General features: G+C 67.8%; 20 protein-coding genes. 9 read left to right on the top strand and 11 right to left on the bottom strand.

The features are described from left to right. Positions 1-486: 486 nt before the first annotated feature. Positions 487-2,004 (bottom strand): AMP-binding protein, encoded by a 1,518-nt coding sequence (locus V9F06_14510; GenBank protein ID MEI2618823.1) that lies wholly within the window; start codon positions 2,002-2,004, stop codon positions 487-489. Positions 2,005-2,169: 165 nt separating this feature from the next. On the opposite strand from V9F06_14510, the gene V9F06_14505 reads away from it, so the two are divergent. Further along, positions 2,170-3,417: an amidohydrolase family protein gene (locus V9F06_14505; protein MEI2618822.1), complete on the top strand. Its 1,248-nt coding sequence runs from the start codon at positions 2,170-2,172 to the stop codon at positions 3,415-3,417. Positions 3,418-3,452: 35 nt separating this feature from the next. Here V9F06_14505 and V9F06_14500 read toward each other — a convergent pair whose 3' ends face one another. The 5 genes from V9F06_14500 to V9F06_14480 are packed head-to-tail and all read right to left on the bottom strand — an operon-like array spanning position 3,453 to position 7,279. Further along, positions 3,453-4,025 (bottom strand): hypothetical protein, encoded by a 573-nt coding sequence (locus V9F06_14500; protein MEI2618821.1) that lies wholly within the window; start codon positions 4,023-4,025, stop codon positions 3,453-3,455. Continuing rightward, a complete protein-coding gene (locus V9F06_14495; protein ID MEI2618820.1) occupies positions 4,022-5,332 on the bottom strand; it encodes a hypothetical protein in 1,311 nt (436 codons plus the stop codon). The genes V9F06_14500 and V9F06_14495 overlap by 4 nt, the downstream gene beginning before the upstream one ends. Then, the gene (locus tag V9F06_14490) at positions 5,329-6,087 is read right to left on the bottom strand and encodes an ABC transporter ATP-binding protein (protein ID MEI2618819.1); all 759 of its coding nucleotides are present in this window, start codon (positions 6,085-6,087) and stop codon (positions 5,329-5,331) included. Before V9F06_14490 ends, V9F06_14495 begins: the two co-directional genes overlap by 4 nt. Continuing rightward, positions 6,081-6,773 (bottom strand): hypothetical protein, encoded by a 693-nt coding sequence (locus V9F06_14485; protein ID MEI2618818.1) that lies wholly within the window; start codon positions 6,771-6,773, stop codon positions 6,081-6,083. The genes V9F06_14490 and V9F06_14485 overlap by 7 nt, the downstream gene beginning before the upstream one ends. Continuing rightward, positions 6,770-7,279 carry an RNA polymerase sigma factor gene (locus V9F06_14480; protein ID MEI2618817.1) on the bottom strand — a complete coding sequence of 170 codons (510 nt, stop codon included), beginning with the start codon at positions 7,277-7,279 and terminating at the stop codon, positions 6,770-6,772. The genes V9F06_14485 and V9F06_14480 overlap by 4 nt, the downstream gene beginning before the upstream one ends. 128 nt (positions 7,280-7,407) lie before the next feature. On the opposite strand from V9F06_14480, the gene V9F06_14475 reads away from it, so the two are divergent. The 6 genes from V9F06_14475 (at position 7,408) to V9F06_14450 (ending at position 14,332) form a co-directional block, all read left to right on the top strand. Next, positions 7,408-8,559, top strand: coding sequence for a diaminopropionate ammonia-lyase (locus V9F06_14475; GenBank protein MEI2618816.1), 1,152 nt, complete (start codon positions 7,408-7,410; stop codon positions 8,557-8,559). Positions 8,560-8,722: 163 nt separating this feature from the next. After that, on the top strand, positions 8,723-9,826 hold the full coding sequence (ychF, locus tag V9F06_14470) for a redox-regulated ATPase YchF (protein ID MEI2618815.1): 1,104 nt from the start codon (positions 8,723-8,725) through the stop codon (positions 9,824-9,826). Between the two features lie 19 nt (positions 9,827-9,845). Beyond that, entirely contained in the window at positions 9,846-10,880 is a 1,035-nt protein-coding gene (locus tag V9F06_14465; GenBank protein ID MEI2618814.1) for a glycosyltransferase family 2 protein, read from the top strand. A gap of 18 nt (positions 10,881-10,898) precedes the next feature. Next, complete coding sequence (locus V9F06_14460) at positions 10,899-11,804, top strand: class I SAM-dependent methyltransferase (GenBank protein ID MEI2618813.1); 906 nt, start codon at positions 10,899-10,901, stop codon at positions 11,802-11,804. Positions 11,805-11,887: 83 nt separating this feature from the next. Then, a complete protein-coding gene (locus V9F06_14455; protein MEI2618812.1) occupies positions 11,888-13,075 on the top strand; it encodes a hypothetical protein in 1,188 nt (395 codons plus the stop codon). 42 nt (positions 13,076-13,117) lie between these two features. Continuing rightward, positions 13,118-14,332, top strand: a complete 1,215-nt coding sequence (locus V9F06_14450; protein MEI2618811.1) for an RtcB family protein — start codon at positions 13,118-13,120, stop codon at positions 14,330-14,332. Positions 14,333-14,347: 15 nt separating this feature from the next. Here the strand turns inward: V9F06_14450 and V9F06_14445 are convergent, their stop codons facing one another. Next, the gene (locus tag V9F06_14445; GenBank protein MEI2618810.1) at positions 14,348-15,565 is read right to left on the bottom strand and encodes an FAD-dependent oxidoreductase; all 1,218 of its coding nucleotides are present in this window, start codon (positions 15,563-15,565) and stop codon (positions 14,348-14,350) included. A gap of 86 nt (positions 15,566-15,651) precedes the next feature. Here V9F06_14445 and V9F06_14440 point away from each other — a divergent pair, with 86 nt between their 5' ends. Further along, positions 15,652-16,575 (top strand): acetamidase/formamidase family protein, encoded by a 924-nt coding sequence (locus tag V9F06_14440; GenBank protein ID MEI2618809.1) that lies wholly within the window; start codon positions 15,652-15,654, stop codon positions 16,573-16,575. Positions 16,576-16,584: 9 nt separating this feature from the next. Here the strand turns inward: V9F06_14440 and V9F06_14435 are convergent, their stop codons facing one another. Both V9F06_14435 and V9F06_14430 read right to left on the bottom strand, forming a co-directional pair. Further along, positions 16,585-17,796: an MFS transporter gene (locus V9F06_14435; protein ID MEI2618808.1), complete on the bottom strand. Its 1,212-nt coding sequence runs from the start codon at positions 17,794-17,796 to the stop codon at positions 16,585-16,587. 263 nt (positions 17,797-18,059) lie between these two features. Beyond that, a complete protein-coding gene (locus tag V9F06_14430; GenBank protein ID MEI2618807.1) occupies positions 18,060-19,262 on the bottom strand; it encodes an ISKra4 family transposase in 1,203 nt (400 codons plus the stop codon). Positions 19,263-19,332: 70 nt separating this feature from the next. Between V9F06_14430 and V9F06_14425 the strand changes: the two genes are divergently transcribed. Beyond that, the gene (locus V9F06_14425) at positions 19,333-19,497 is read left to right on the top strand and encodes a hypothetical protein (GenBank protein MEI2618806.1); all 165 of its coding nucleotides are present in this window, start codon (positions 19,333-19,335) and stop codon (positions 19,495-19,497) included. Positions 19,498-19,620: 123 nt separating this feature from the next. On the opposite strand, the gene V9F06_14420 is transcribed toward V9F06_14425, so the two are convergent. Together V9F06_14420 and V9F06_14415 are read right to left on the bottom strand one after the other, a co-directional pair. After that, entirely contained in the window at positions 19,621-20,556 is a 936-nt protein-coding gene (locus V9F06_14420) for a DMT family transporter (GenBank protein ID MEI2618805.1), read from the bottom strand. 85 nt (positions 20,557-20,641) lie between these two features. Then, positions 20,642-22,348 carry a thiamine pyrophosphate-binding protein gene (locus V9F06_14415; protein ID MEI2618804.1) on the bottom strand — a complete coding sequence of 569 codons (1,707 nt, stop codon included), beginning with the start codon at positions 22,346-22,348 and terminating at the stop codon, positions 20,642-20,644. Between the last annotated feature and the right edge of the window lie 113 nt (positions 22,349-22,461).

Below are 22,461 nucleotides of genomic sequence, written 5' to 3'. Positions count from 1 at the left end.
TTAGGAACTTGGGAATCCCGCCGACACAGACCGGCAGCATCCCCCGCCCTTTGTCATTCTGAGGCCGCAGCCGAAGAATCTCTCCTGTGTTGGACTGGCATCGAACAGGTGGGAGATCCTTCACTGCGGTTCAGGATGACAAAGGCACAGGGTGGCTACCGGAACCAACTGCTTGTGGTAGCAGCGTGCTCAGGGCGATTCCTGAATTCCCAAATTCCTAATCCCTAAGGGATTGGGAATTTAGGAATCCCGCCGACACAGACCGGCAGCATCCCCCGCCCTTTGTCATTCTGAGGCCGCAGCCGAAGAATCTCCCCCAGCGCCGGGCTGCATCGAACGGGTGGGACATGACAAAGGCACGGGGTGGCTGTCGGAACCAACTGCTTGTGGTAGCAGCCCGCTCAGGGCGATTCCCAAATTCCTAAATTCCTGACCCCTAAGGGGTTGGGAATTAGGAATCGGGACGGCCAACTCTGCATAGCCGGTTCACGACGCCGGCGTCTCCCGCTTCGGGCGCATCATCGCGTCCGTCCAGCCGGACTCGCGCTCGGCGGCGAGGTCGGAGCGCCGGATCTTGCCGGCCTCGTTGCGGGGCAGCGCGGCAAGGAGCTCGTACGTCTTCGGGACCTTGTACGACGTCAGGTCGGCGCGGCAGTGACGATCGAGCGCCTCGGGCGACGGCGGCTCGGCAGGATCGCGCGGCTGGACGATGGCGTGGACACGCCGGCCCCACTCCTCGTCCGGCACGCCGATGACGGCAACGTCGTCGACGCCGGGATGCGTGCCGAGGACCGCCTCGACCTCGGCCGGGTAGACGTTCGCCCCGCCGGTGACGATCAGATCGGTCCGGCGGTCGGCGATGAAGAGGTAGCCATCGGCATCGACCCAGCCGAGGTCGCCGACCGACTGGAAGCCGTCGTCGGTTGCCTTCGGCTCCGCGCCGATGTAGCGATAGGTCACGTCGCCGGACGATGGGCGCATGAAGATCTCGCCGATCTCGCCTGGCGGGAGCGCGTTGCCCTCGGCGTCCTGGATGCGGATGTCGCAACTGACCGGCCGGCCGACGCTGCCCGGATGCTCCAGCCATTCGTCGCCGCGGATGATCGTCGCGCCGATCCCCTCGGTCGAGCCATACACCTCGTAGACGCTCTCCGGCCCGACCAGGTCGATCCAGGCGCGCTTCAACCACTCCGGGCAGGGGGCGGCGGAGGACTGGATGCCCTCGATGCTGGAGAGGTCGCGCTCGTGGATGTCCGGCTGCAGCACGATGCGCCGCATGATGATCGGCGGCATGTAGCCGTAGTTGACCCGGTGACGCTCGATCAGATCCAGCGCCCGCGCGGCGTCGAAGCGCTCCATGATGACGAGGACATGATCGTCGGCCAGCCCGCCGAATGCGCTGAGGAAAGGCGAGTTGTGGTAGAGCGGCGCGGCGAGGAGCTCGACCGAGCCGTGCCGCGCGCCCAGCTTGCTGCCACGCGCCGCGTAGGCGACCGGGTCCCAGGTTGGGTCGGTGATGATCTTCGAGCGGCCGGTCGAGCCGCCGGAGGCGATCGCCTTGCCGGGGTGCGGCGGGTCATCGGGCAGCGGAGCATCGTCGTAGCCGTCGGACAGCGCAACCTCGGCCGGCCGCAGCAGCGGCCAGTCGGTGTCATCCCAGTCGGCGCAGACGAGGGACGGCCGGGCGAGATCGAGGATCTGGTCGCGCTCGTGGGCCGGCAGGGCAGCGCGCAGCGGCAGCGCCAGCGCGCCCAGCTTCCAGGCAGCGGTCGTCAGCAGGACGTGCTCGATCGAGTTCCAGAGGCCGACGACGACCATCGTCCCGGCGGCCACGCCACGCCCGGCCAGCAATCTCGCCAGCTGGTTTGTCGCGCGGTCGTACTCCGCCCAGGTCACGATCTGCTCATCACCGCTGGTCGCGGCGAAGATCAGCGCCGGCTTGTCGGGATGCTCTTCCGCAAGCTCGGCAACCCGCCGGCCGAACGTCGTCATGTCACTGCCCATTCGCCATCCCTCCCTGCTGGTAGACCGAGCGGTATCGTACGTCCGAACGACCGATCCGTCGCCCCTGCCTCGACATCCCAAGTCTGGACGACGCACCACGACTGATGTAGCCTCATCGTTCGTATGCTCAATTGAACGCGCAGAAACACTGCGAGAGGAGTGGGGATGACCGCGCAGATCATTCGGAATGGCACGTTGATCGACGGCAATGGCGGTGAGCCAGTCGCCAATGGGGCGGTGCTGGTTGAGGACGGCAGGATCGTCGCCGTCGGGCCGGACGGCAGCTTCGCCGTGCCGGGCGGCGCAGTCGAGATCGACGCTGGCGGCGGGACGATCCTGCCGGGGCTGATCGACACCCACGTCCACATCACCGGTGAGGGGATGAACCTCGCCAAGCTGCTGACGACGCCATTCTCCTATCGCTTCTACGAGACGATCGACTACATGCGCAAGACGCTGGACGTCGGGATCACGACGATCCGTGACGCCGGCGGCGCAGACGCTGGCATCAAGATGGCGGTCGAGAACGGCCTCATCACCGGCCCGCGGATGCAGATCAGCATCAGCGTCCTCTCGACCACCGGCGGGCATGGCGACGGCTGGATGCTCTCTGGCAACGACCTGAAGATGACGCCAGCCTACCCTGGCTATCCGGATGGCATCTGCGACGGCCCCGAGGAGGTGCGCAAGAAGGTCCGCGAGATCCTGCGCGCCGGCGCGGAGGTGATCAAAGTCTGCTCGACCGGCGGCGTCGGCAGCCCGACCGACCACCCGAACTTCACCCAGTTCTCGATTGAAGAGCTGAAGATCATGGTCGAAGAGGGTCACTTCCACGGCGGCATCAAGGTCATGTCCCACGCGCAGGGCGCGGAGGGGATCAAGAACGCCGTCATTGCCGGCATCCATTCGATCGAGCACGGCATCTATCTGGACGACGAGGCGATCGAGATGATGATCGAGCACGGCACCTTCCTCGTGCCGACCCTCGTCGCGCCGCTCGGCGTCCTCGAATCGGTCGAGCAGGGCAACGCCGCGCCGGAGTACGCGCTGCGCAAGGCTCGCGAGTCGGTCGGCGCGCACAAGGACAGCATCGCCCGCGCCTACAAGGCCGGTGTCAAGATCGCGATGGGAACCGACGCAGCGGTCGTCCCCCACGGCACGAACCTGCGCGAGCTGGGGCTGATGTGCGATGCCGGCATGTCGCCGATGGAGTCGCTCGTCGCCACGACGAAGGTCGCCGCCGAATGCCTCGGCTGGCAGGATCGCGTCGGCACGCTGGAGGCCGGCAAGTACGCCGACGTCGTCATCACCCGGACCGACCCGCTGGCCGACATCCGCTCGCTGGAGGACACGAACAACATCGCGTTCGTCATGAAGGGCGGCGAGATCGTCAAGGACATCCGCAACGCCTGACGCACTGATGGCGCGCGACCGATTCGACCGGCGGCCTACTGTTCGTCGAATCGATCGCGCGCCGCTGGCCTCGTGACGGCGAACAGCCCCGCCGCCATAAGCGCCATCGCGCAGACCACCGACCAGCCCTCAACTGGCATCTGTATGGGCCACGCCCAGCGACTGGCGGGGTCGAGGTAGAGCACCAGCGCGGCATAGGCGAGCGGCGTGAGCCACGCCACGCGACTGCCGATCGCCCTCCCACCGAGCAGCGCGAGGCCGACGAAGCCGACGAGCGTCCGCGCCAGCGCCAGGCGGAGGTCGGCGGCATCGACGGCGGTGGCGACCGTGACGAGCAGGACCGCCGCGGCTATCGTCAGACCGAGGATGTGGAGCGCGCAATAGACCGGCATCGGCCGGCTGGCGGTCTCCTCGGCCTCGCCGAACGGCGAGCGTGCTACTGCGCCGACGACGACGGCCGGCAGCAACGGCAGCGTCACGAGCGCCAGCCCGACCGGCAGCGCATCGAAGCGCGTGAGCCAGACCCAGGTTAGCGCTGCCGCGGCGGCGAACCATGTCAGCGCAACGCAAGTCAACCGCGCGCGCAAGAACAGGATCGCCAGCCTCACGGCAAGTCGGCCAGCGACAGCGTGCCGGCGCGCAGGTCGGCGTAGTGCGTGCCGAGCCAGGCGTGCTGCTCCGATTCGGGGAGCGCGGCGAACCGGTCGGCAGCGTCGCAGGCGCCTGCAACTGTGGCGCCCTGACCAACATAGCTCGGCACGTCGCACATCGAAAAGAAGTCCATTCGCCGCAGGAGCCAGGCCCGGATCGCAAGCTGCGCGTCGTTTTGCGGTACGCCGTCACGACTGAGCGTTCCCGGATCGGCAACCAGCTGGTCGGCGCAATTACTGACGTCGATCGACGATCCGAGATCGCGACTCATTCGGAAGCCGGTGTTGCGGCATTCCATAGTACTTGGGAATGTGGCGAGGCCGCGCAGCGGTGCGGCCAGTGCCTCAGCCTGAACGACCGCATCGTCCAGCCACGGCTGGTACTGCGGATGGGCGCAGACGACGATGTCGTCGCCACGACAAACCGGCTCCGGCGCTGTGTATTCCTCGGCCGCGATCGTGTTACCCCAACCGTCGACCAGGCGATTGTTCGCGTAATCCCAGCGCGGCACGCCGGCCCAGATCATGACCACGGTACCGACGACCGGCACGATCGCGAGCGCCAGCAGCGCACCACGGACCAGATCGCGCCGCTGCGCCAGCCAGAGCGCGGCGATAGCGGTGAACGTCAGGCCGGCATAGAGGAGCGCCTGCCACGGCGCGGACCGCTCGGTGACGTTGCTGACGGCGAGCAACGTTGGCCAGGTCGAGCGCTGCGTGCCATCGCCCATGGCCGCCATACTGTTCGCGACGAACATCTGCCCGCTGAAGGCGACGACCGCGACGATCGGCGCGGTGAAGCGCGAGGCCGACAGGTAGCCGGCCAGATAGCCCCAGGCTGCGAAGGCGAGCAACGCGACTTCCGCGATGGCAACGGACCAGAACTCCGGCCCGCCCCACGTCGCGTGCGGCGTCGTTCGGGAGAACATGTAGACCGCAACGACGACGTAGGCCAGCAACGCCCAGACGGCCGTCGCGAACCAGCGGGTCAGGTGTCGGGAGAGTGTCGGATGTGGCGTCGTCGAGAGCAGATCGGTGATGGCCCGGCGACGGTCATTGCCCGCCATCCAGGCCGCCGCGCCAGCGATGGCCGGCCCCGCCAGCGGGACAACCGATTTCCGTAATAGTTCGTTCGTGCTCGACCAGAGATACGGCTCCCAGAGTTGCGCATCGATCAGGTACCACGCGCCAAGCAGGATCACCGGGACGAGCAGCAGCGCCGCGTTGTGGCGCGCCTCGATGGCGACGAGTCGCAGCGTAGTCATCCGCGCGCTCCTGTCAGCACGCGTGTATAGCCACGCTCCAGCGCCGAATCGCCGATGCCACCGTCGCCGAGCTGGCTGAGCTCGTCGGGCGTGCCACGAAAGACGATCCGTCCACCGTCCAGCAACGCCATAGCGGTACAGGCGGCGGCGACGTCCTCGATAAGGTGGGTGCTGATGATGACCGTGGCATGCTGGCCGGCATCCCGTAGCAGGGCGCGAAAGAGAACGCGCTGTTCGGGGTCGAGGCCGGCGGTCGGCTCGTCAAGCAGCAGCAGGTCGGGATCGTTGACGAGCGCCTGAGCGATGCCAACCCGCCGGAGCATGCCGCCGGAGAGCGTCTTCAGCTTCGACTTCGCCCGGTCCGCCAGCCCGACCCGCTCGATCGCCCGCGCGACCGCCGGACGAACCTCATCGGCCGGCATCTCCTTGAGCAGCGCGAAGTACTCAACGAACTCGAAGACGGTGAAACCGGGATAGTAGCCGAGGTGCTGCGGGAGATAGCCGAGCCGGCGACGGATCGCGGTCCGCTCGCTTGATCGACGCGGGTCGTGGCCGAGGAGCTGCAGCTCACCGCTCGCCGGCGACAGCACGGTGGCCAATGTCCGCAACAGCGTCGTCTTGCCAGCGCCATTCGGGCCGAGCAGGCCGACGACACCGCCGGAGATCTGCAGGTCGATCCCGTTCAGGATCGTCGTGCGGCCGATTCGTTGCGTCAGGCCGCGCGCGGCGACGCTTGGCGTCGTGTTCGTTACCATCCCGTAGCCTTTCGATTTGGGAGCGCCAGCGCCACGCAAGCCAGCACCACCGCCAACGCGCTGTAGAACGGCATGAGCCGTGCATCCTGGACGGCAGCCATGCCGCCGAGGGAGACCGACCCACCAAGGACAATCAGCGCCCAGCCGAGCACGACAGCCGCCGCGCCGACCGGCGCGGATCCGCTGGCCGATGCAGCCGCCAGCCCGAGCGCCGAGAGCATCGCCATCGGCACTAGCCACTGCAGCGTCAGCGTCAGTGCGTCGCCGACGATGATTGAGGCGAGCAAACCGAGCAGCGCATTCACGGCAAAAACAGCTACGACCCGTGAGAGCAGCACCGCCCGCTCGCTGGTTGCCATCGAGCGGCTCAGCTCCCACGCCGGATCGACGCCGGGGCCGTAGGCGAACGCGATGCCGATGCCGGCCAGCACAGGCGCGAGCACGGCGATCCATGGCTCTCCCGTCTGGGCCGTCACCACAGTTCCGACGACCAGCACGACGACGCTTGCCAGCAGCCATGAGACGACCAATGACGGAGTCGTCACGATAACGCGCGCAAAGGCCGACGAGCCGAGCAGCCGCGCCATCGCCCGCTCGACAGCACTTGTCGGCGGCGACCAGACCTCTCCCGCAACCCCGGACCAGACGCGCCCGAAATCAACATCTGGGGGAACGTGGTCGCTCACGACGAGCCTCCTTCAAGTGCGGCACGCAGCAGGCGGCGGATGCGATGCATCCGACTCTTGACCGTCCCCTCGGGGATGCCCATGCGCTGCGCGGCGTCGGCGGTCGAGCGGTCCTCGATCAGGACCATGCGCGCCAGATCGCCATGGTCGGTATTCAGGCGGGCGAATGCGCGCTGCAGGTCTATTCGCAAGGCGGACTGTGCCGCCATGTCGTCAGTCATATGCAGGTCCAGATCGGGCAGCGGTCGGCTGTGCTTGCGTGCCCAGAGTGCCGCCTGCCGAGCGGCGATGCCCCACATCCATCCTCCAACCTGCCCCGCCCCGCGATACGTCCCTGCGCCACGCCAGACAGCGAGAAACGTCTCCTGCAGAACGTCCTCAACGGCATGGGCTGGCAAATGTGCGCGAAGTCGGGCAGCCAGCCAGCCGGCGTGGCGCTCGAAGAGCGTCCGCAAGGCCAGGTCGTCTCCACCGGCAATGGCGGTTAGCAGGTCGTGATCATCCATCTCATTTACTCTGTTGCGTGTTCGACACGATTGGTTCACGCCTGACGATCTATGCGACCATATGAGCGCCGACAGAGCGAGGCGGCGCCGTGTTATCGCCCCGCGAACATCACAATCGGAGCGTAGCAGTGTCATCGAACGCGCAGACGCCACGGACCTATGTCAACACCAGTGTCGTTGCGGATTCCAACAGCTCGCCGAGTCGCGAGCCGATGGCGTTCCACCGGCTGCTGGCCGGCTACGCGCCATCGCGGCTGGCCGAAGCGCCGGACGCGGCGAGAGCGTTGGGGATCGGTCGGCTGCTGGTCAAGGACGAATCCAGCCGGTTGGGTCTGCCGGCCTTCAAGATCCTCGGCGCGTCGTGGGCGACCTACCGGGCGCTGGCAGAGCGCGTCGGCGGGTTCGGCGCGTGGCAGACGCTCGATGATCTGGCCGGCCAGCTCGCGCCGCACGGTCCGCTGACCCTCGTTGCCGCGACGGACGGCAACCACGGACGGGCCGTCGCCCGGATGGCCGCCCTGCTCGGATTGTCGTCGCGGATCTATGTGCCGGACGACATGGCGCAGGCCCGCCGCGACGCGATCGCCAGCGAAGGCGCCGAGGTCATCGTCTTCCACGGCACCTACGACGAGGCGGTCGCCCGCTCGGCCGAGGATGCCGACGACCAGCACCTTGTCATCTCCGACACCTCGTGGCCCGGCTACGAGGATGTGCCAGGCTGGGTTATCGATGGCTACTCGACGATCCTCTGGGAGGTGGACGACGCGCTGGCCGCAGAGGGCCTTCCAGCGCCGAACGTCGTCGCCGTCCAGATCGGGGTCGGGGCGCTGGCGGCGGCCGTCGTCGCGCACTACCGCCGGCCGGGCGGGGCGTGCCCGATGCTGGTCGGCGTCGAGCCAGCCCACGCCGCCGGGATGCTGGCTTCGATGGAGGCGGGCGAGATCGTCTCGGTTCCGGGGCCGCACGATTCGATCATGGCCGGCCTCAACTGCGGCGCGCCGTCGATGCTGGCCTGGCCGATCGTCTCTCGCGCCACCGACATCTTCGTCTCAGTCCCCGACGAGCGCGCCCGCGAGGCGATGCGCCTGCTGGCCGCCGACGGGGTTGTCGCGGGTGAGACTGGCGCCGCCGGCCTGGCCGGCCTTCTCGACCTGCTCACCGGCCCCGACGCCGATCGCTACCGCGCGCTCCTCGGCGCGACCCCCGACGCCACAGCGCTGGTCATCGTCACCGAGGGCGCGACCGATCCGGAGGCGTACGCGCGAATCGTCGGGGCGTGAGGGCAACGCCTGCCGGCAGAATACAGGCCGCGACCGTCACGAATAGACGATTCCGCCGGCCGTAGCGGTCAGCTTCGATTGGCCGTAAGCAGCCCGGTACGGTACAACACAGGGTCGAGCGCCGGGCGACGGCGCGATGGGTTGGCTGGAGGAACGGGCGTCGATGCTGAGGATGGTCATTGTCGGTCTGCCGCAGAGCGGCAAGACGACGGTATTCAATGCGCTCACCCGCTCCGAGGCGGAAACCGGCGGGTTCTCGTCGGGCGAGAGTGAGGCGAACCTGGCGACCGTCAAGGTGCCGGACCCGCGTCTCGACGCGCTGACGCCGCTGTTCAACCCCAAGCGCATCGTCCCGGCGGACGTGCAGTATCTCGACGTGGCCGGCCTGGCCAAGGGCGTTGGCGAATCCGGCATGGGCGGGCAGTTGCTGGGCCAGCTTGCGCAGGCCAATGCGCTCGTCCTCGTCGTCCGCGCCTTCGAGGATGCCAACGTCCCCCACCCGGAGGAGACGGTCGACGCACTACGTGATCTCGAGACGCTGCTGCTGGAGTTCACCTTCTCCGACCTCGGCATCATCGAGAAGCGGCTTGTCCGGATCGACCAGACAGTCGGCAAGCTCCGCGGCACAGAGCGCGAGCAGCACGAGCGCGAGCGAGAGGCGCTATTGCGCTGCAAGGTGGCGCTGGAAGCCGATACTCCCATCCGCGAAGTCGAGCTGGACGAGGAAGACGCGCGACTGCTGCGTGGCTTCGGGTTCCTGACCCAGAAGCCCGCGCTGGTGCTGTTCAACGTCGGCGAGGACCAGCTCGGCGCGACCGCCGATGAGATCGTCGCCGTCGCGCGCGAGCGGTTCGGCCGGCCTGGCGTCGAAATCCATGCGCTGGCCGGCCAGATCGAGATGGAGATCGCCCAGCTCGACGCCGACGACGCCGCGCTGTTCATGGCAGACCTCGGCATCAGCGAATCGAGCCTCGATCGCGTCATCCGGCTATCCTACGATCTGCTGGGGCTGATCTCGTTCTTCACCGTCGGGCCCGACGAGGACCGCGCGTGGACGATCCGACGCGGCGCGACCGCTGTCGAGGCAGCCAGCGAGATCCACTCCGACATCGCCCGCGGCTTCATCCGCGCCGAGATCGTCGCCTACGACGACATGATGGCGACCGGCAGCATGGCCGAGGCGCGCAAGGCCGGCAAGCTTCGGCTGGAGGGCAAGACCTACGTGATGCAGGATGGCGATATCACCCACTTCCTGTTTAACGTGTAGCGGCGATCGAGGAACGCCGATGAGCATCCCGGCATCAACGGAGCATCGCGAACCGGATATCGCGCCAGCGGTCGAGCGCGCGGCGCTAAGCGTCGTCGTGCCGTTGCTCAACGAGGTCGAGAGCCTGCCGCAACTCCACACCGAGATCACCCTCGCACTGGCGACGCTCGATCTGAGTGGGCCGGCCGAGATCATCTACGTCGACGACGGCTCGACCGACGGATCGGCGCGCATCCTCCAGGGGCTGTTCGACGTCGATCCCCGCGTCCAGGTGATCCAGTTCCGGCGCAACTTCGGCAAGTCTGCCGCGCTGGCGGCCGGCTTTCGCGCCGCGAGCGGCCGGCTAGTTGTGACGCTGGACGCCGACCTGCAAGACGTGCCAGCCAGGATCCCGTCGCTGCTCGCCCCGATCCTCAACGACGAGGCCGACCTCGTCTCCGGCTGGAAGGCAGACCGGCAGGACCCGCCGTCGAAGACGCTTCCGTCAGCGGTGTTCAACCGCGTCGTCCGCTCGATGACCGGCGTCGAGCTGCACGATTTCAACTGCGGCTTCAAGGCGTATCGCGACGAGGTGCTCGACGAGCTCACGCTCTACGGCGAGCTGCACCGCTACATCCCGGTGCTGGCGCACGTCCGCGGCTTCCGCGTCGCCGAGGTCGCCGTGCCGCACCGACCGCGCCGCTACGGGCATTCGAAGTTCGGCCCGTCGCGCTTCTTTCGCGGCTTCTTCGACCTGCTGACGGTCCTCTTCCTGTCGCAGTACACCCGCCGGCCGCTGCACCTGTTCGGCCTGATTGGCGTGATCACGTTCGGGCTGGGCTTCCTGATCGACGCCTGGCTGGCGTTCGTCAAGCTAGTGCTGGGCCAGCCGATCGGCCATCGGCCGTTACTGACGCTCGGCGTGCTGCTGATCATCGTCGGCACGCAGTTCATCGTCTTCGGTCTGCTGGGCGAGATGATCGCCCATCACGCGCACCTCAGCAACGCAGGCGGCCGGCCGACCGACTATTCGATCCGCCGCGTCCTGCGCCACGATCCATCAGCCGATGCTTAACCCGCGTAGGGGCAGCCAATGACTGACGTGACGTTCCGCTGCCCGGTCTGCGGCTCGACCGACTGTACGCCCCATCTCGACCTCACCGACCGCATGTTCGAGACGACCGACGCCGTCTTCCCGCTCGTCCGCTGCTCTGGCTGCGGATTGCTCCGGCTGCACCCACAGCCGGACTCGGCAACGCTGGCCGTCGCCTACGGGCCGGGCTACACGCCGCACGCGCGGGCCGGCCTGTCTGGCAGGGCGAAGAGCTGGCTGGAGCGCCGCTCGGTCGGTCAGCTCCGGCGCTATCTCGCCGCGCCACGCCGGGTGCTCGATGTCGGCTGCGCGACCGGCGAGCTGCTGCTGGCGATCCGCGCGGCCGGGAATGCACACGTCACCGGCGTCGAGACGGGCGAGTTGGCGGCGCGGATCGCGCGGCGTCGCGGCCTCGACGTGCGCACCGGCGAGCTGGAGGACGCTCGGTTCCCCGACGCCTCGTTCGACACCGTCATCCTCTCGCACACAATCGAGCACGTGCCGGACCCGGCCGCCACGCTGGCCGAAGTCGCCCGCGTGCTGCGTCCCGGCGGCGCGCTGATCCTCTGGCTGCCGAGCGTCGAGTCGGTCGAGGCCAGCCTGCTGCGGACATACTGGATCGGCTACGACGCCCCGCGCCACCTGACGACGTTCGGCGTCACGACGCTGCGGCGCACACTCGCCAGCGCCGGCCTCGATATGGCGGAGATTCGCCACGAGGCGGTCGGGCTCGAGTGGGCCTGGGCGCTGCGCCTGTTCGCCCGCGACCACCTGCCAGCCGCCGAACCGCTCCTCCGCGGCATCCACCCGCTCCTCATCGTGGCCGCCACGCCGCTGGCCGCGCTGGGCGCGACGCTGGGCCGCAGCGGCCGCGTGCGGGTGATCGCGGTGAAGCCCGCCGGGTAAGCCACCCGCTCACGCATCGTTGCTCGGTCGGCCCCTACGACCGATACTGGCTCCTGGGCAGTGTCACGACGAACGGAGGTCGGATGAGTGGGGTGATCTACCTCGTCCATGGCGAGGGAACGCTGGTGCCAATGACCGAACAGTCGTACGACAGCGAGGACGTCCTCCAGCGGCTCCTCGCCGACTATCCCGATCTTCTGGGCGGCGAGCAGATGAACGCCTCGGCTCCTCGCCGCTGGCTGCTCCTTGCCCGCGAGGCGGGCCTGCCCTCCGCCGAGGACGGAACTGACAGATGGTCGATCGACCATCTCTTTGTCGACCAGGACGGCATCCCGACCATCATCGAGGTCAAGCGCAGCACCGACACCCGCATCCGCCGTGAGGTCGTCGGCCAGATGCTCGACTACGCCGCGAACGCCGTCGTCTACTGGCCGGTCGAAAGCCTGCGCTCGCGCTTTGAATCCCTATGCTCGACCGAAGGACGCGACCCCGAGAGCGTGGTCGCCGACACTCTCGGCCTTGATGGCGGTTCCGACGAGCTCTGGAAGCTCGTACAGACGAACCTGCAAGCCGGGCGTGTGCGCCTCGTCTTCGTCGCGGACATCGTCCCGCCCGAGCTCCGGCGCGTCGTTGAGTTTCTCAACGCGCAGATGAACCCGGCCGAGGTGCTCGCCGTCGAGGTGCGCCAGTACGTCGGGCAGGGACAGCAAGCACTCGTTCCGCGCGTCGTCGGCCAAACGCAGCAGGCGATCAGCCAGAAGTCCGGCGGTAAGTCGAGGGGACCATCTCGACAGTGGGACGAACCATCGTTCATGGCGGAGATCGAGAATCAGGCAGGTCCGGAAGCGAGACGCATCACCCGCGAGCTGCTGGACTGGGCCGAGGAGAAGGCGTCGCGGATATGGTGGGGCAAGGGCAGGATACAGGGTTCCATGTATCCGTCGATTCAAGTGGACGGGCAGACCAACTGGCTGTTCTCCGTCATCACTACCGGTCGCGTGCAATTCGAGTTCGGCAATATGAAGAAGACGCCAGCGTTCAGCGACGATGCGAAGCGACTGGAGCTTCTTCGACGGCTCAACGAACTCGACGAGGTGTCAATGGACCCGTCTCGGATTGACCTCTGGCCGACGATCCCGATCACGGTCCTCGCTTCAGATCGCAACATGGACAAGTTTCGCCAGGCATTCGGCTGGGTTATCAGCGAGATCCGCCAGGCACCAGCGTCTGGACCGCGACCTGCCACTGACCTCAAAGGAGAGAGTCACTAGTCGGCAAGGCGCCGGGTCCGCCTGCCGCGCGAGAGGTTATCGATGACGACGCTCGCCATCTTCGGGAACCACGACGAGCAGACCCTCGCCCAGCTGGCCGACGTCGACAGCCGTGCTGTCTACACGGCATTGATGGCGGACGGGCATCTCGGATACATCATGCCGATCGGCGGTGTCGCCGCCTACGATAATCAGGTCTCGGTCGCCGGGGTCGGGTTCGACATCGCCTGCGGGAACCTGGCGATCCAGACCGACCTCGTCCTCGGCCAGAACGTCCAGCAGTCGGCGCTGGCGGAGATCGCCGACCACATCGCGCACGGGCTGGAGTTCGGCATTGGCCGGACCACGCCTGACGGGCCGGTGGACCATCCGCTCTTCGCGTCTCCCGCGTGGGACGCGCTCCCCGGCAACGTGCGCGCGCCGCTGCGGGAGCGAGCGCGGGCGCAGATCGGCACGATCGGCTCGGGAAACCACTACGTCGACGTCTTCGCCGACGAGGACGACGCGATCTGGGTCGGTGTCCACTTCGGCAGCCGCGGCCTGGGGCACACCATCGCCTCGGGCTTCATGTCGCTGGCGGCCGGCCGGCCCTGGAGCGAGCGGGTGCCGGAACTCGAGGCGCTGCTGGATCTCGATAGCGACCTGGGCCGGCGCTACTGGGCCTTGATGGAGATGGTCGGTCAGTACGCCTACGCCGGCCGGGAGTGGGTCGCCGAGCGCGTGGTCGAGGGCATCCTCGGCGCGCGTGCCCGCCTAGCCGTCCACAACCATCACAACTACGCGTGGCGGGAACGCCACTTCGGCCGGGACCTCGTCGTCGTGCGCAAGGGCGCGACGCCGGCCTTCCCGGGACAGAAGGGGTTCGTCGGCGGATCGATGGGCGACGACGCGGTGATCCTGCAGGGGTCGCGGGCGAACACCGACCTGCAGAAGTCGGCGCTCTACTCCACCGTCCATGGCGCCGGCCGGGTCATGTCCAGAACGCAGGCCAAGGGTTCGAGGGTTCGGACCGACCGCCGCACCGGCGAGCGCAACCAGCGGAAGCGCGGCGCCATCACGCGGCAGATGATGTCCGAGTGGACCTCAAAGAAGGGCGTCATCGTCCGCGGCGGCGACGTCGACGAGAGCCCGCACGTCTATCGCAGGCTCGACGCGGTCCTGGCCGAACAGGGTGACACGATCGAGATCCTCCACCGGCTCCGGCCGCTGGTCGTCGTCATGGCCGGCTCCGACGTCCGCGACCCCTACAAGGACTGAGCGGGTCGCCCGCCGTCAGAACTTGTGCCCGAAGTCGGTCGAGAAGCTGTACTCGTTCTCGCTCCACGGCTCTTCCCAGGTACCGTCGCTGAAGCGCGAGAAGCGGAATCGGGTGAGGTCCACCGGGTCGCCACGGCCGTGGACGATGAGGCTGGCCAGCGATTGGCCGATCGCCGGGCCCTTCTTGAAGCCAGCGCCGCTGAAGCCGAGCATGAGGTAGAGGCCGTCGAGGCCTTCGATGCCGCTGAGGATCGGGTGGGTGTCGGGGGTCATGTCGTAGATGCCGGCGTAGCCGTAGAGCTCGTGTGCACGCGCCATGGCCGGCATCCGGCGCGCGACGTACGACTTGACCACCTCGCCGAAGCGCGGCTCGGAGCGCTCGTCGAATGCGAACGGGTCGACGATGTCGTGGAACTCGCCGCCGCCGACCCCCGCCAGTGTGCGGCCCGGCCCCCAGTCGCGGCAGAAGAACCCGGCGGCCGTATCGACGTAGGTCATCGTGCCGTCCGCCGGCATCTCCAAAGGCCGGTTGAGGACGACGACCTGCACCCGCTGCGCCTCGACCGGGACGGCCAGGCCGATCCCCGCCAGCAGCGGCACCGACCAGGCGCCGGCCGCGCAAACGACCGCGCCGGCCGAGACCGGTCCGTCGGTCGTCTCGACGCCCATGACGCGACCGCCATCGCTCTGGAGACCGGTGACGGCGCAGCGCTCGCGAACCCGTGCGCCGCCGCGAATCGCCGCGTCGGCCATGCCATGTGTCGCGGCAACGGCGTCAACGTAGCCGGAGTCACGCTCGTAGATCGCGGCAGTGATGTCGTCGGCGCGATCGAACGGCTGGAGATCGACCAGCCGGTCAGCCGAGATGACCTCCGACTGGATGCCAACCTCGCGCTGCATCGCGACAACCCGATGCATCCGCTCGACGTTGACGGCATCGTCGCCGCTGGTGGCGACAGTGACGATCGAGCCTGTGCGGCGGAAACCGCAGTCGCCGCCGACGGCGTCGGCCCAGTTGGCGAAGGTCTGGAGCGACAGGTGGGCGAGGGTCGCCTCCGGGACGTTCGTGTAGTGTTGGCGCAGCAACGCGCCGGTCTTGCCGCTAGCGCCGGATGCGACGGTGTGGCGCTCCAGCACCAGCACGTCGCGGACTCCCAACCGGGTCAGCGCGAGCGCCAGGCTCGTGCCCATGATCCCACCGCCGATGATGACGACCTCGGCCTGCTCGCTCATCCCCACTCGTCCGTCCGGCATGCATCGCGCGGGCATCGTACCATCAGGCCGAGAGCCGTCAGGCACGCAAACGAAGGATGATGCTCATGAAGATCGTCAGCGCGGAGCGACACACATTCGAGTTCCGGCCGGATGCCGAGCCGGCGTTGCGGGTGCGGCCCGGCGAGGTGGTGCGGTTCGAGACGTCGCCCCTGCCGGCCGAGCGGCTGTTCGCGGCCGGCGACGGCTGGGTGGATGCCGTCGACGTGCGGCTGATCAACGCAGTGACCGGGCCCGTTTATATCGAGGGCGTCGAGCCGGGCGACGCGGTGTCGGTCGAGATCCTGGAGGTCGAGCCACTCGACTGGGGCTGGAACGCCAACATCCCCGGCTTCGGCATCCTCTCGGATAACATGCAGCATCCGCTGCTGCGCCGGATACCGATCCGCGATGGGCGCGTCTGGCTGAACGAAGCGCTGTCGATGCCAGTCGAGCCGATGATCGGCTGCCTCGGGCTGGCCCCGGCGCGCGGCACGACGTCGACGCTGCAGCCACCCTATCCCTGGGCCGGCAACTACGACCTGAAGCAGGTCCGGCCGGGCAGCACGATCCTCTTTCCTGCGCAGGTGCGGGGCGGGCTGTTCTCGCTCGGCGACCTGCACGCCGCCATGGGCGACGGCGAGGCGACGAGCGTCTCGATAGAGTGCGCCGGGGCGGCAACGGTGCGACTGGGCGTGCGGAAGCGTCTCGACCTGCAGATGCCGCGCGTCGAGACGCCGGAACGGATCTACACCATCGGGCTGGCCGAGCAGTGCGACTACGCAGCCGCCCGTCGCCACGCCTGTGACCAGATGTTCCACTACCTCACTGCAGAGCGCGGATTGACAGCCGAGGACGCCTACATTCTCTTCTCGGCGGCAGTCGACCTGACATTCGGCGGGCCGGCCGCTGCGGTCGTGCTGGCCAGCGTCCCGCTCGACGTGCTTGCCGAGCGAGACACGATCGGAGAGACGGAGGGTCGACGCGCCTGACACTGGCGATCAGGTTACATCGCTGCTCCGCCCTGTTGCGGCGCGCGCCGCGACGGCAACGATGAGCGTCAGAAGGACCATCACGCCGCCGCAGAGCAGGAAGAGAACATTCCAGCCCGCGCGCTCGGCAAGCCAGCCGGATAGTGGGAAGATCACGATCATCGTCAGCGAGAAGAGCCACGACTCGGCCGAGAGCAACGTCGCGCGCTGCTCCGACGGCATCTGCCGGTTGAACCAGGCGTACATCAGCGGCTCGAGCAAGCCGATAACGACGTTCGACGCCAGATAGGCAGCCGTGGCCAGCCAGATCGAGCCGACCGCGAGTCCGGCGACGCCCAGGCCGGACAGCAACCCGAGGATGACGACCTGCCGGCGGAACGTGCCGACACGTTCGGCACGCCCGGCAATTGCCGCGCCGGCCGCGCTGACCAGCAGCGCCGCGCCGATGACAAGGCCGATCGTCGAGTTTGACATCCCCCGGTCGGAGAAGGCCGCCTGGAGGTAGAGATAGGCGACTGTTCCCGTCGCCCAGAAGCCACCGGAGAAGGCCAGCATCGCCGCAACACGCGGGCGCTGGCGCAACTCGTGGACGACATCGCGGATGTGCTCGACTGCCGACGGACGGCGCTCGCCGATGGCGCGGCGTGGCGGCTCGACCAGGCCGGCCGCCAGCCAGACGCCGGCCAGTCCCGCGCCAACCACGAGCCCATACGGCCAGGCGTAGGAGATGTCGGACAGCGCCGCGCCAAGCCAGAGTGTCGCGCCTCCGACGATGTATCCCGCGCCGATCAGCTTGCCGAGGATGCCGGTATAGCTGGAACGTTGCTCGCCGAGCGCGTCATAGAGGTACGCCTGGTCCGCGCCGGAGCGGAAGCTGTAGGACGTGCCGTTGAGGAACATCGCGACCAGCACGACCCAGAAGGACGGCGCAACGAAGATCAGCGCGGCCGAGATCGCCACCAGCAGCGCGCCGAGCGCCAGCGACCAGCGCCGGCCGATCAGGTCGGCAAACGATCCCGACGGCAGCTCCAGCAGCACCGGCGCCAGGTGAAATGCAGACTCCGCCAGGCCGATCTGCGACAGCGAAAAGCCGCGGCTGGTGAGATAGAGGATCCAGATCCCGCCGGTGAATTCGGTCCGGGTAACGAGCTGGTAGAGGTAGAACCGGCGAATCGAGGCAGAGCCGACACCTTGCGGCGCTGCCGTTGTTGTTTCGAGCATGCCAAAAACGCTCCCACGTCACTAACGTGGGGATGGGGTCCCGTGGACGCGCCATCCCCGCTGTCCTCCTGCGTCGCTTCTCAGGACAGCGGGGCGGCGTGAACTCGTGTGTACTTCCAGACGAACCAGTTGCCAGCAAGGCCAGCAACGGTCGGGACGGCCAGCGTCACGTGATGCTCCTGCGTAAGCCTCGAATTTGTACTCTGAGGATGATAACGGGTCGCCGACCGGATCGCTAGCGAGCGGGGCGTTTCGGGTGCGCGTCATGGTTTGGCGGCGATGGGTGAGGATCGTCGCCAGGGATGGTCGATGGTGGGCTTGCCGTTGACGATGGTTTTGGGTCGGCTGGGTCGTTCGACGATGTCGACGGCAGGGTGCGGAACTGCGCACGCGGCCGGTGTCGGCGCCTGGCCCGAGGCACGACGGGCCTGACGACGGTGACTGGCACGGACGCGGGCGGCACGCCGCCAGGCCTGCCAGAGGGTCGGCCATCCCTCCTCCCAGCGCTGATTACACTCGAGTGTCCGCAACGCCAGCATTGGATTGACGTTGGCGCGCGCCCAGTGCATCCCACTCCCCTTCAGCCGGGCCTCGACCAGCAGCTTGTTGGCGCTCTCCACACACCCACTGCCGATCGGATACCCCGCCGCGACAAAGGTGTCGTAGCGTATCTGCTCGATCCGCGCGGCCAGATAGTCGTGGTTCTGCTGGATCAGCGTCCGCGCCTCCGACCCGCAGTGCGGCGCTTCACCGAGCGTCGCGAGCCGATCGAGCACCTGCTGTTCGTCGCCATGGCGTAACGCCTGGGCCTGCTGGCCGAGCCACTCGCTGGCAGACGACGTGCCCGCCCCGTAGACGGCGTGCGCCACCTGCCCCAGGTGCTCCAGCGCATGGGCGAAGTCAAGCACCCGGACCGCATCGAATCGCTGCGTGTCAATGAACCCCTGGCACCAGGCCGCCCCATCGACGACGGCGACCACCGTCCGGGCCGAAGCTGTCCCCCGGCGCTGTGTCTCGATCGTCGCCAGACGGGTGAACGTCTCCGCATCCGCCAGCCGTGAGAAATAGGATAGCTCCTGCGTCCGGACCCCGGTCGCCCTGGCCTCGACCGTGCCAATGGCCAGCGTCTTGACCTCGGCCCAGGTTCCGCCGACCAGCGGCGCCATCGCCCCATCAACGCTGAGCAGTTGCACCGCCGGACCCGCTGGCGCGGCGGGAAGCTCCCGTTCCAGCCGCGCCACCTCCGCACGCTCCACTTGCTCCTGCATCGCGCCGGCCACCTCCGTCAGCCGTCGCACGGTGGCGGCGCTGACCGTGACCCCGGTGAAGTGCTGCAGGATCTCCGGCGCCTGCGCGAAGGGCAGCAACGTGCCCAGCCGCACAATGCTCTCAACGAGCCACGGCGTGAAGGCCACCCCACTCAGGAGCCCTAGCGTCTCATCCAGGGGGGAAAAGCCCGGCCCCACAGGCCGGACAGCGCTGATACGACCGCTCCACGGTCAGCGGCTCGTCCCCCTGCGTCACCAGGCGCCGCACATGCTGGCCATGCGCCACGAGCGGCCGGCCACAATCGGGACATACGCCCGCAGGGTTCGGCATGGCCGTGACGGCCTCTCGCAGGATCTGCGCACGACCCGCCCGCAGACGCCGATCCAGTTCGATTTCCAGCTCCGTCAGGGTCGCGGCGGGATGCGCGCTTAGCCAGGCGCGGAACTCCGCCTCGATTGTGCCCAGTCCTTGGTCGCTCGCTCGCTCGTCTGGCATTGGTGGCTCCTCAGGTGCTCGGCTCCGATGATCGCTCCCCCAGCATACCGCTCACCACCATCACGCCAAACCATGACGCGCACCCGGGCGTTTCCACAGAAGCGAACGGCAGCGGACCCGGGCCAGGGCGAGTGGTAGCGTGGCGATAGCAACGCCGAGCAGGATCAGGGTCCCGCCGGCCACCGTGCCGAGGCCGACCGGCTCGCCGAGCAGGATCGCGCCGGAGATAACGCCGATGAGCGGGGTCAGGTACAGGAACATCCCTGCCCGCGACGCCGCGCCCCCTTGTAGCCCGACGGCCCACAGGATCGGAGCGACGACACTAGCGCCGACGGTGAAGAGCGCGACCGCCATCCAGCCCGGTAGATCCAGCCGGGACAAAGCAGACGCAAATCCAACCGCGCCGAATGGGAGCATCAGCGGGAGGCCGACGATCGACCCGACCATCGGGATACTCGTCGGCGGAATCGGCCCCAGCCACGGCTTGACGGCCACCGAGTAAAACGCCCAGAGAATCGCCGATAGGAGAATCAGCAGGCTCCCTGCGACCTGGTCAACGCCGAGCGCGACGGTCCGCCCGCCAGCGACGACGACGAGCGCGCTGCCCGAGAGTGACAACGCCAGACCGAAGACAACGCGCGGCCGCAGTCGTTCCTGAAGGAGCGGGACCGCCAGCAGCGCCATCAGCACCGGCGATGTGCTGGAGATCAGCGCGACCGTCCCTGCTTCAACGTACTTGATGCCATAGGCCAGCGGGACATTGAAGCCGAGTTGGCCGAGGAGCCCGAAGCCGACTGCGCGAAGGACAAGCCGCCGGGGCGGGGCCGGCGCGTGAAGCAGCCCCAGCGCCAGTGCGCCAACCAGGCCACCGACGATGAAACGCGCCAGCAGAATCTGCCCCGGCGTCAGCGTCTCAACGACGTGTCGCGTCGAGACCGGGACGAAGCCCCAGATGAGCGTCGCCCCCAGTAACGCAAAGCCCGAAGCCCGGTTCATGCGGCGGGATGAAGAGAACGGCCATCACGCCACGATCCAGAGCCCCTGGTCATGGGTGACGACCGATCTCCAAGTCCCATCCGTCCTACTCCCCGACTTCCTTCATTGCGGCGACGAGGTTGGCCGGCGGGTGGTTGTAGTCACAGATCGCGTCGATAACGAAGATCGTGTCACTGGCGAAGCCGCGCTCGAGCGCCTCGGCCATCTGGTCAGGATGCTCGACGCGCATACCGTCACCGCCAAACGAGCGGGAAAAGGCGACGAAATCGGGGCCGTCCAGCGCTGTCTCGCTCTTGCGACCGTACATGTGCTGCTGCATGCCAACGATCATGCCGTATTGCCGGTCGTTCAGAACAATGATGACCGGATTGACGCCCTGCTCGACGGCAGTGCCGAAATCGGCGCTGGCCATCAGGAAGCAGCCATCACCGGTGACGGTGATGACCTTCTTCTCCGGCCAGGCCAGCTTCGCGGCAATTGCGCCCGGCAGGCCGAATCCCATCGCGCCCCAGTAGCCTTCGGGGGTGAACGTGTCGCGATTGCGCGTTGGGATCATGACGCGTGACCACTGATTGTGCGAGCCGATGTCGCCGAGGATCACCGTGTCATCATCAACGCTGTCGGCCAGCGCCTCGAGCGCCAGCCCGTAATGCATCGGTCGGTCGTTGGCGTAATCGCGACGGATCTGGGCACGGACTGCCCCGCGAAGTCCATCCTTGCCACGGACGATCCGAGCGCGCAGCGCGTCGTCGCGCGGGCGTTGCTGGTCGCCGAGCGCCTCGATGAGCTGGTTGAGCGCCGGCCGGATGTCGGCGACCGCGCCGCCCTTCGCGCGCGGGTCGGCACGCTCGCCCTCGTTGCCGAGCCAGATCCCGACAACCGGCGCCGTCGACGAGTCGAACAGCGCATCGGCATGGCCAGTGCCGCCGCGCTCACCAACGGCGAGAATGAGGTCGGCCTCGGTGACAAGCTCCTTGTGGAGCGGTGTTCGATCGTACAGGTTGAGCTGGCCGGCTGCCAGCGGGTGAGTGTCGGGGATCGCGCCGGCCGCGTCGCCGGAGAGAACCACCGGCGCCTCCAGCAGCTCGGCCAGCTCGGCTAGCTCATCACTCGAGAATGTCGAGCGGACTCCCTTGCCAGCCCAGATCACCGGCCGCTTGCTGGCCCTGACCGCATCGGCGATCGCGTTCAGGCCATCGTCATCAAGCGGGACGGCCGGCAGCTCCAGCGGCTGATAGACGTCCATCTCAGTCGCCTCGGAGAGGAGGACGTCCTGGGGGATCTCGACGTGCACCGGCCCCGGCCGGCCACTGCGCGCGATCGCGAACGCCCTGGCGAGCACACTCGGGATGTCCTCTGGCCGCTGGATCGATACGCTCCACTTGGTGACCTCCGCGAAGGTGCGGACGAGGAAGTCCTCTTTGTCGACACCGTGGAACGACTCGTACGACGCCTTGCGCGGCACCGCGCCGGAGATGTGGACCATCGGAGAGGCGGCCATGTAGGCCTGAGCAACGCCGGTCAACGAATTGGTCGCGCCCGGGCCGGCCGTCACCACCACGACGCCAGGCTTGCCGGTGAGTCGCCCGTAGGCGTCTGCCATCCCGCTAGCGCCGCCCTCGTGCTTCACCGTCACGTGGCGGATCTCCGGCGCGTCAGCCAGCGCGTCGTAAATCTCCAGGACGTGCGAGCCGACGAGACCGAAGACGATATCAACCCCTTCGGCCTGTAGCGCCTCGACGACCGCCGCGCCGCTGCGCTGTCGAACCCGTCCCACCGTTGCCGTTACCATCTCGCAGACCTCCTCGGGCCATCACAAATATTCACCGATTGGATGCGCCAGTATCGCCGGATTCGCGGGGCAGGGCAAGCCTCGCTGGGTTGTTGCACATTTGTCGCACAGCA

Source organism: Thermomicrobiales bacterium, assembly GCA_037045155.1.
In the GTDB taxonomy this organism is placed as follows: domain Bacteria; phylum Chloroflexota; class Chloroflexia; order Thermomicrobiales; family CFX8; genus JAMLIA01.
The sequence above is the reverse complement of the archived record's forward strand: the minus strand, read 5'-3'. Positions and strand labels throughout refer to the sequence as shown.